At 64.4% G+C, this 7,552-nt stretch carries 6 protein-coding genes; 5 read left to right on the top strand and 1 reads right to left on the bottom strand.

The annotated features are described in order from the left end of the window. Positions 1-169: 169 nt before the first annotated feature. Positions 170-640, bottom strand: coding sequence for a MarR family transcriptional regulator (locus EOA32_RS04750; RefSeq protein ID WP_067003705.1), 471 nt, complete (start codon positions 638-640; stop codon positions 170-172). Between the two features lie 358 nt (positions 641-998). Here EOA32_RS04750 and EOA32_RS04745 point away from each other — a divergent pair, with 358 nt between their 5' ends. The 5 genes from EOA32_RS04745 (at position 999) to EOA32_RS04725 (ending at position 7,551) form a co-directional block, all read left to right on the top strand. Continuing rightward, on the top strand, positions 999-2,060 hold the full coding sequence (locus EOA32_RS04745; RefSeq protein ID WP_128371012.1) for a GTP-binding protein: 1,062 nt from the start codon (positions 999-1,001) through the stop codon (positions 2,058-2,060). Between the two features lie 234 nt (positions 2,061-2,294). After that, positions 2,295-3,269 (top strand): WD40 repeat domain-containing protein, encoded by a 975-nt coding sequence (locus tag EOA32_RS04740; protein ID WP_095776983.1) that lies wholly within the window; start codon positions 2,295-2,297, stop codon positions 3,267-3,269. Positions 3,270-3,431: 162 nt separating this feature from the next. Further along, on the top strand, positions 3,432-4,808 hold the full coding sequence (locus EOA32_RS04735; protein WP_128371011.1) for an aspartate aminotransferase family protein: 1,377 nt from the start codon (positions 3,432-3,434) through the stop codon (positions 4,806-4,808). Positions 4,809-4,819: 11 nt separating this feature from the next. Beyond that, positions 4,820-6,226 carry a glutamine synthetase family protein gene (locus EOA32_RS04730; RefSeq protein WP_128371013.1) on the top strand — a complete coding sequence of 469 codons (1,407 nt, stop codon included), beginning with the start codon at positions 4,820-4,822 and terminating at the stop codon, positions 6,224-6,226. Between the two features lie 89 nt (positions 6,227-6,315). After that, positions 6,316-7,551 carry a putative DNA modification/repair radical SAM protein gene (locus EOA32_RS04725; protein WP_128371010.1) on the top strand — a complete coding sequence of 412 codons (1,236 nt, stop codon included), beginning with the start codon at positions 6,316-6,318 and terminating at the stop codon, positions 7,549-7,551. Position 7,552 lies beyond the last annotated feature (1 nt).

Below are 7,552 nucleotides of genomic sequence, written 5' to 3'. Positions count from 1 at the left end.
GCCCAGCGGCTAAGCGACGATGCTGCGCTCACGCGTCGCTCGAGACGACGCTGCGCGTCGCTCGAGACGACGCTGCGCGTCGCTCGTGGGTCACCAACGCCCAGCGACTAAGCGACGATGCTGCGCATCGCGCTCACGCGTCGCTCGAGACGACGCTGCGCGTCGCTCGTTAATCATCCAGCTCGGCGTCGTCGTCGATGAGGATCAGGTCCTCGTTCGACAGGTTGGCCTCGATGCGGGCGAGCAGCTTGAACAGCGCCTTCTGGTCTTTCTTGTCGAGACCCCTCAGCGCCTGCTTCTCGGTCTTCTTGACCGATTTCTCGATGGCGCGGATGGTTTCGCGGCCGGAGCCGGTGAGGAAAATATGGGCCTGGCGGGCATCGGCGTTGGAGGCGCGCTTTTCGAGAAAACCCTGCGCCTGCAGCCTGTTGATGGTTTTTGTGATCGTCGGCGGACGTACGCCGAGCTTGTCGGCGAGATTGCCGGGTGTCTGGCCGTCTTCGCGGTCGAGCGCCAGCATGATCTGGTCCTGGCCGGCGTAGAAGCCATGTGCCAGAAGCCGCGCAGCAAGCGCCGTGCGCGCCAGCCGCGCTGCCGAATGCAGCCGGCTCATAGTCGCTGTCCTGTCCGCCTTGGCCATGGTCATTCCCTCTTCGGCCGAACCGGCGCGGGCAGCATAGAGGCTGTCCGGCGGCTGGCAAATGACGATTTAACGAGTCCGGCCTGCAAACACTTTGCCGGCAAGCATTGCGGTGCCCGCGCAGGTGATGCCAGATGTTTATTTCAGTTAGATGACAAACGACTTTTGGCCCGCCGGCATTCACAGCGTAACATCCCGGAGGGGCTCTGATGCCGTGCGGCTGCCCTGTTACTTTAACCCACTGCGGCTGCCCCGATCGGGACCGGCTGGCCCATCGGTTTGGCGCGTGCAAAAGCGCGGCTCGCATCCTATATGAGGCCGACAAATCCTTCGAGGCACAGATTTTTCGAGGCAGGCCATGAGCGATGCACAGACGCAGATCCCCGTAACCGTTCTCACCGGCTATCTCGGCGCGGGCAAGACGACGCTGCTCAACCGCATCCTGTCGGAGAACCACGGCAAGCGTTACGCGGTCATAGTCAACGAGTTCGGCGAGATCGGCATCGACAACGATCTGATCGTCGAATCCGACGAGGAAATCTATGAGATGAACAATGGCTGCGTGTGCTGCACGGTGCGCGGCGACCTGATCCGCGTCGTAGAGGGCCTGATGCGGCGGCCCGGCCGTTTCGATGCCATCGTGGTCGAGACCACTGGCTTGGCCGACCCGGTGCCGGTGGCGCAGACCTTCTTCATGGACGACGATGTGCGCTCCAAAACCAAGCTCGACGCGGTGGTGGCGCTGGTTGACGCCAAGCACCTGCCGCTGCGCCTGAAGGACTCGAAGGAGGCCGAGGACCAGATCGCCTTCGCCGATGTGGTGGTGCTGAACAAGACCGATCTCGTCACCCCGGAAGAGCTCGAAAAGGTCGAGGCGACGATCCGCGCCATCAACCCGGCGGCCAGGATCCATCGCACCCAGCGCGCCGGGGTGGCGCTCGGCGAAGTGCTCGACCGCGGCGCCTTCGACCTCTCACGCGCGCTGGAGAACGATCGGCATTTCCTCGAGGCGCACGACCACGATCACGACCATGAATGCGGTCCGGATTGCGATCACGACCACCACCATCATCACGACGGGCACGATCACCATCACCACGGCCATCCTTCCGACATCCACGATGTCACGGTGAAGTCGGTCTCGCTGCGCGGCGGCGAGATGGATCCGAAGAAGTTCTTCCCCTGGATCGAGAAGGTGACCCAGATGGAAGGGCCGAACATCCTCAGGCTTAAGGGCATCATCGCGCTGAAGGGCGACGAGGACCGCTATGTCCTGCAAGGCGTGCACATGATCCTCGAAGGCGACCACCAGCGCGCCTGGAAGGACGGCGAGAAGCATGAAAGCCGGCTGGTCTTCATCGGCCGCGATCTCGACGCCGAGCGCCTCAGGAAGAGTTTTGAAGCCTGCCAGGCGGCTTGATTTCCGGACTTTCAGGCGCTAGCGCTGCCCCTTCTCTCCTTCTCCCCTTGTGGGAGAAGGTGGCCGAGCGAAGCTCGGTCGGATGAGGGGTGTTCCAGCTTGGCGATGACGGCACTCCGTCGAACACCCCTCATCCGTCTTGGCGCTACGCGCCAATCCACCTTCTCCCACAAGGGGAGAAGGGGGAGTCACACCTAGCCGCGCCGGCTTAGTGAAATCGAATGGACCATCCCCATGCCGACAGTCGCCCCGCTTGATCTCGAAGGCCATTGCGTCGCCGCCGTCTTCCTCAACGATGTGCCGCATTTCGCTTTGGCCGACGGCGCGATCCATCGGCTCGACAATGGGCATAAGACCGTACAGGCGAATGACGGGCTGCTCGCCGCCTTCCACGATGCGGCGAACGACCGCCTGATCACCGGCGGCGAGGACGGCAAGGTTTTTGCGGTCAAGGCCGGCGGCGAAGCGAGCGAACTTGCCAGCGCCGGCAGAAAATGGATCACCAGCGTTGCCGCCGGCCCTCAGGGTGCGGTCGCCTATGCCTCGGGCAAGACGGCGTTCGTCCGTTTCGCCGACGGCAAGATCAAGGAATTCGCCCATCCGCGCTCGGTGGAAGGGCTCGCCTTCTCGCCCAAGGGCATGCGCTTCGGCGTTGCCCGCTACAATGGCGCGACGCTGCATTTCCCTGCGGCTGAGGGCAAGCCGGTCGAGCTCGAATGGGCCGGCGCCCATACCGGGATCAGCTTTTCGCCGGACAGCGCTTTCCTGATCACCACCATGCAGGAAAACGCGTTGCATGGCTGGAAGCTGGCGGACGGCAAGCACATGCGCATGAGCGGCTATCCGGGCAAGGTCAAAAGCCTGTCCTGGAGCGTGAAGGGCAAATGGCTGGCGAGCTCCGGCGCGCCGGCGGCGATCGTGTGGCCTTTCGCCAGCAAGGACGGGCCGATGGGCAAGGCGCCGCTGGAGCTCGGCACGCGCGGCAATACCATGGTGACGTGCGTTGCCTGCCATCCCAGCCAGGAGGTCACCGCGATCGGCTATGAGGACGGCATGGTGATCGCGGCCCGCTTCGCCGACGCCAAGGAAGTGCTGCTGCGTCGTCCCGGCAAAGGCGCCATCACCTCGATGATGTGGGACAAGGAAGAGCGCCGCATCGTCTTCGGCAGCGCGGCCGGCGATTGCGGCGTGATCGACATCACTGCCTAAGGGATTAGGGGAATAGGGAAAGGAGAGACACTTCCTGCACTTTCCTCCTGTACCGCCTTACTCCGTACTCCCCTACTCCCTGAGCCAACGCCCGCCACCTGCGCGGCCAATTGCGGTTTTGCCGACCGGTTGGCAGAGTGCCGCGCGAGAAAGAGGGGCTTCATGCATTCAATCGACCGGACTTCCATCGGCGGCATCGCCGCCGCCCGCATCGCGGAACTGCGCGAAACGGAGGCGGCCGCCTTCCGCAAGGCGCGGCCAAAGTCCGAGGCCAAGGTTGGCAACGGCATGGCCGGCTTCCTCGGCGGCGTGCCGATGCATTGGATGGCCGACTGGCCGACGCCTTTCCCGATCCTGGTCGACAGCGCCAAGGGCGCCACGATTATCGATGTCGACGGCAACAAGCTCGACGATTTCTGCCTCGGCGACACCGGCTCGATGCTCGGCCATTCGCCGCCGGCGGTCGCCCGCGCCATCCGCCGGCAAGCAGCACGCGGCTTGACCTATATGCTGCCCAGCGAGGATGCGTTGGCGATCGGTCCGCTCTTGCAGCAGCGCTTCGGCCTGCCGGATTGGCAGATCGCCACAACCGCCACCGATGCCAACCGCTTCGCCTTGCGGGTCGCCCGCGCGGTGACGGGGCGCGAAAAGATTCTTGTCTTCAACGGCTGCTATCACGGCTCGGTCGACGAGACGATGGTGCGACTGATCGACGGCAAGCCGGTCAACCGGCCTGGGCTGGCAGGCGAGTTCCGCGATCTCACACGGGCAACCAAGGTTATCGAATTCAACGATATTGCAGCATTGAAAGCGGCACTTGGCGACCGTGATGTGGCCTGCGTGATCACCGAACCGGTGCTGACCAATTCCTGCATGGTGCTGCCACAACCCGGCTTCCACGACGCGCTGCGGCGCCTCACCCGGGCCGCCGGCACGCTGCTTTTGATCGACGAGACGCACACCATTTCAACCGGGCCCGGCGGTTACACGCGACGGCACGGGCTGGAGCCGGACCTGTTCGTGCTCGGCAAGCCGGTGGCCGGAGGCGTGCCGGCCAGCATCTGGGGCATGAGCGAGGAGATGGCGACGCGCTACGGCGCCTACAATCGCAGCAAGGAGCCCGGCTATTCCGGCATGGGCACCACGCTGTCGGCCAACCCGCTGCAATTCGCGGCGATGCGGGCGACGCTCGAAGAGGTAATGACCGAGGAAGCCTATGCGCATATGGACCGGCTGGCGCGCCGCCTCGACGCGGGGCTCTCCGACGTCATCGAGCGAAACAAGCTGCCTTGGCATGTCGCGCGCGTCGGCGCCCGCGTCGAGTTCATCTGCGCGCCCGGGCCGCTCAAGAACGGCGGCGAGGCGGAGACGGCACATGCGCCGGAACTCGAAGCCGCCGTCCATGTCGCGCTGGTCAATCGCGGCGTGCTGATCGCGCCGTTCCACAATATGATGCTGATCTCGCCGGCGACGACCGCGGCGCAGGTAAGCCGCCTGATCGCGGCTTTCGCCGCGGTTGCCGCCAGGCTTACGGCATGAGACAAGCGGCTATGGACAATCCGAGCACAGTTGTGACCTCCCCTTCGGGCTCGACGCCGGCCGAGGCGAAAGCGTTTCTCGCCGCCCATCCCGACATCGAGGCCTTCGACATCGTGCTCACCGACGCCAACGGCATCGGCCGCGGCAAGATCGTGCGCCGGCACGAGCTAATGAGCATTTTCGAGGGCGGAAGGCATATGCCGATCTCGATCCTCGGCCTCGACATCACCGGTGAGGATGTCCACGAGACCGGGCTGATCTGGGACACCGGCGACGGCGACCTCAGGGCATGGCCGGTCCCAGGCACGCTGGTGCCGCTGCACGGCACCAAGCCGCCGCGCGGCCAGGTGCTGATGGCGATGTATCGTCTCGACGGCCAGCCGATGACCTCCGATCCGCGGCTGGTGCTGGCAAGGCAAGTCGAGCTCCTGGCGGCGCGCGGCCTGCATCCGGCCGGCGCCTTCGAGCTGGAATTTTTTCTGCTCGCCAATGAGCGCGACGCCGACGGCAAGGTGCAGGCGGCGCGCGCGGTGCTCGACGGCCGCCGCTCGGGCAAAACGGAAGTCTATTCGGTCGACCACCTGCACGGCATGGAGCCGCTGTTTTCCGACATCTACGCCGCCGCCAGGGCGCAAGGCATTCCGGCCGAGACGGTGATTTCCGAATATGCGCCCGGACAGTACGAGCTGACGCTCAACTACCGCAAGGACGTGATGCGGGCGGCCGACGACCTGGTCATGCTGAAGCGGCTGGTGAGGGCGCAGGCGCGCCGGCACGGCATCACCGCCTGCTTCATGGCCAAGCCGATCGAGGCCTATGCCGGTTCGGGCATGCATTTCCACGTCTCGCTGCAGGACGATGCCGGCCGCAACGTCTTCACAGAATCTGCCGGCGAGAAATGGTCGCCCAGCCTGCTCAACGCGCTTGGCGGCCTGATCCACACCATGGCGGAATCGATGCTGGTGTTTGCGCCGCATGCCAATTCATGGCGGCGTTTCGTGGCGCAATCCTATGCGCCGGTGGCGCCGACCTGGGGCGTCAACAACCGCTCCGTGGCGTTGCGCGTGCCGGCGGGCGATGCGATGAACCGGCGTATCGAGCACCGGCCGTCCGGCGTCGACGCCAACCCTTATCTTGTGGCGGCGACGGTGCTGGCGGGCATCGTCAAGGGCCTCGACGAGGCCCTTGACCCCGGACCGGAAACGACCGGCAACGGTTACGAGCAGACAACGGAAGCCTCCACCATGCCGACCGATTGGCGCGCCGCGATCGAGGCCGCACGTGGCTCCGAATTCCTGAAATCGGCGCTCGGTCCCGACCTGCACCGGACCTTCGTGGCGATCAAGCAGGCGGAATATCTGCGCGTCGCACGCACCGTCAGCGAACTCGACTACCACCTCTACCTCCACGAGGTCTGAGGACTTGGCCTCGCAGACGGAGTGATCACGTTTCGCCGCGACACTCAAAAGTTATAGCCAGGCGACTTTCTGGAACATATCATGAACGCATGGCTGTGCTTTCCGTCCGCGAGAAACTGGCGATCCTGTCCGACGCCGCTAAATACGACGCCTCCTGCGCATCGTCCGGTTCGGCGAAACGCGATTCGCTGAAATCGGGCGGCATCGGTTCGACCGAGGGCTCGGGCATCTGCCATTCCTACGCGCCGGACGGGCGCTGCATTTCGCTGCTGAAGATCCTGCTCACCAATTTCTGCATTTACGACTGCAGCTATTGCATCAACCGCTCCTCCTCTAATGTGCGGCGAGCCCGCTTCAGCGTCGACGAGGTGGTGCGGCTCACCATGGATTTTTATCGCCGCAACTACATTGAGGGTCTGTTCCTGTCCTCCGGCGTCATCCACTCGCCGGACGCGACGATGGGCGAGATGGTCGAGGTGGCGCGACGGCTCAGGATCGAGGAAAAATTCGGCGGCTATATTCACCTCAAGACCATTCCCGAAGCGTCAGCCGAACTGATCGAAAAAGCAGGCCGTTATGCCGATCGCCTGTCGATCAATGTCGAGCTGCCGACCGACGAAGGGGTGAAGAAGTTGGCCCCGGAAAAGAAGCCGGAAACGATCCGGCTTTCCATGGCCAAGCTGCGCCGCAAGATCGAAGAGAAGGCCGAACCAACGTTGCAGAGCCGCAAACGCGAGCGCTTTGCGCCGGGCGGCCAGTCGACGCAGATGATTGTCGGCGCCGACAAAACGTCCGACGACGGCATCCTGCGCGCCAGCGCCCGGCTTTATGGCAGCTACCATCTGCGCCGCGTCTATTATTCCGCCTTCAGTCCGATCCCGGATTCGTCTGCGGCGCTGCCGTTGCAGAAGCCGCCCTTGATGCGCGAGCACCGGCTTTACCAGGCGGACTGGCTGATGCGCTTCTACGGCTTCTCGCAGCCTGAAATCCTGGCCGGCAGCAATGACGGCATGCTCGACCTTGCCATCGATCCCAAACTTGCCTGGGCGCTGCGCAACCGCGGCCGGTTCCCGGTCGACGTCAACCGCGCCGATCGGGAGGCGCTGCTGCGTGTCCCGGGGTTGGGCACGAAGGTCGTCGACAGGATTCTGCAGACGCGCCGCCATCGCCGGCTGCGTCTCGAAGATGTCGGACGGCTCTGCCATTCGGTCGCCAAGGTACGCCCCTTCATCACTGCGGAAGGCTGGTCGCCGGGCGCGCTCACCGACAAGTCGGGCCTGCGCCAGATCATCAGCCGCTCTTGCGAGCAGCTTTCGCTGTTTTGAC

Origin of the sequence: Mesorhizobium sp. M1A.F.Ca.ET.072.01.1.1 (genome assembly GCF_004023325.1) — a bacterium.
In the GTDB taxonomy this organism is placed as follows: domain Bacteria; phylum Pseudomonadota; class Alphaproteobacteria; order Rhizobiales; family Rhizobiaceae; genus Mesorhizobium.
The sequence above is the reverse complement of the archived record's forward strand: the minus strand, read 5'-3'. Positions and strand labels throughout refer to the sequence as shown.

What these genes read in the sequence shown, in the direction of transcription:
- EOA32_RS04750 (WP_067003705.1), bottom strand. Translation starts at nt 640, where the DNA reads ATGGCCAAGGCGGACAGGACAGCGACTATGAGCCGGCTGCATTCGGCA.
- EOA32_RS04745 (WP_128371012.1), top strand. Translation starts at nt 999, where the DNA reads ATGAGCGATGCACAGACGCAGATCCCCGTAACCGTTCTCACCGGCTAT.
- EOA32_RS04740 (WP_095776983.1), top strand. Translation starts at nt 2,295, where the DNA reads ATGCCGACAGTCGCCCCGCTTGATCTCGAAGGCCATTGCGTCGCCGCC.
- EOA32_RS04735 (WP_128371011.1), top strand. Translation starts at nt 3,432, where the DNA reads ATGCATTCAATCGACCGGACTTCCATCGGCGGCATCGCCGCCGCCCGC.
- EOA32_RS04730 (WP_128371013.1), top strand. Translation starts at nt 4,820, where the DNA reads ATGGACAATCCGAGCACAGTTGTGACCTCCCCTTCGGGCTCGACGCCG.
- EOA32_RS04725 (WP_128371010.1), top strand. Translation starts at nt 6,316, where the DNA reads ATGGCTGTGCTTTCCGTCCGCGAGAAACTGGCGATCCTGTCCGACGCC.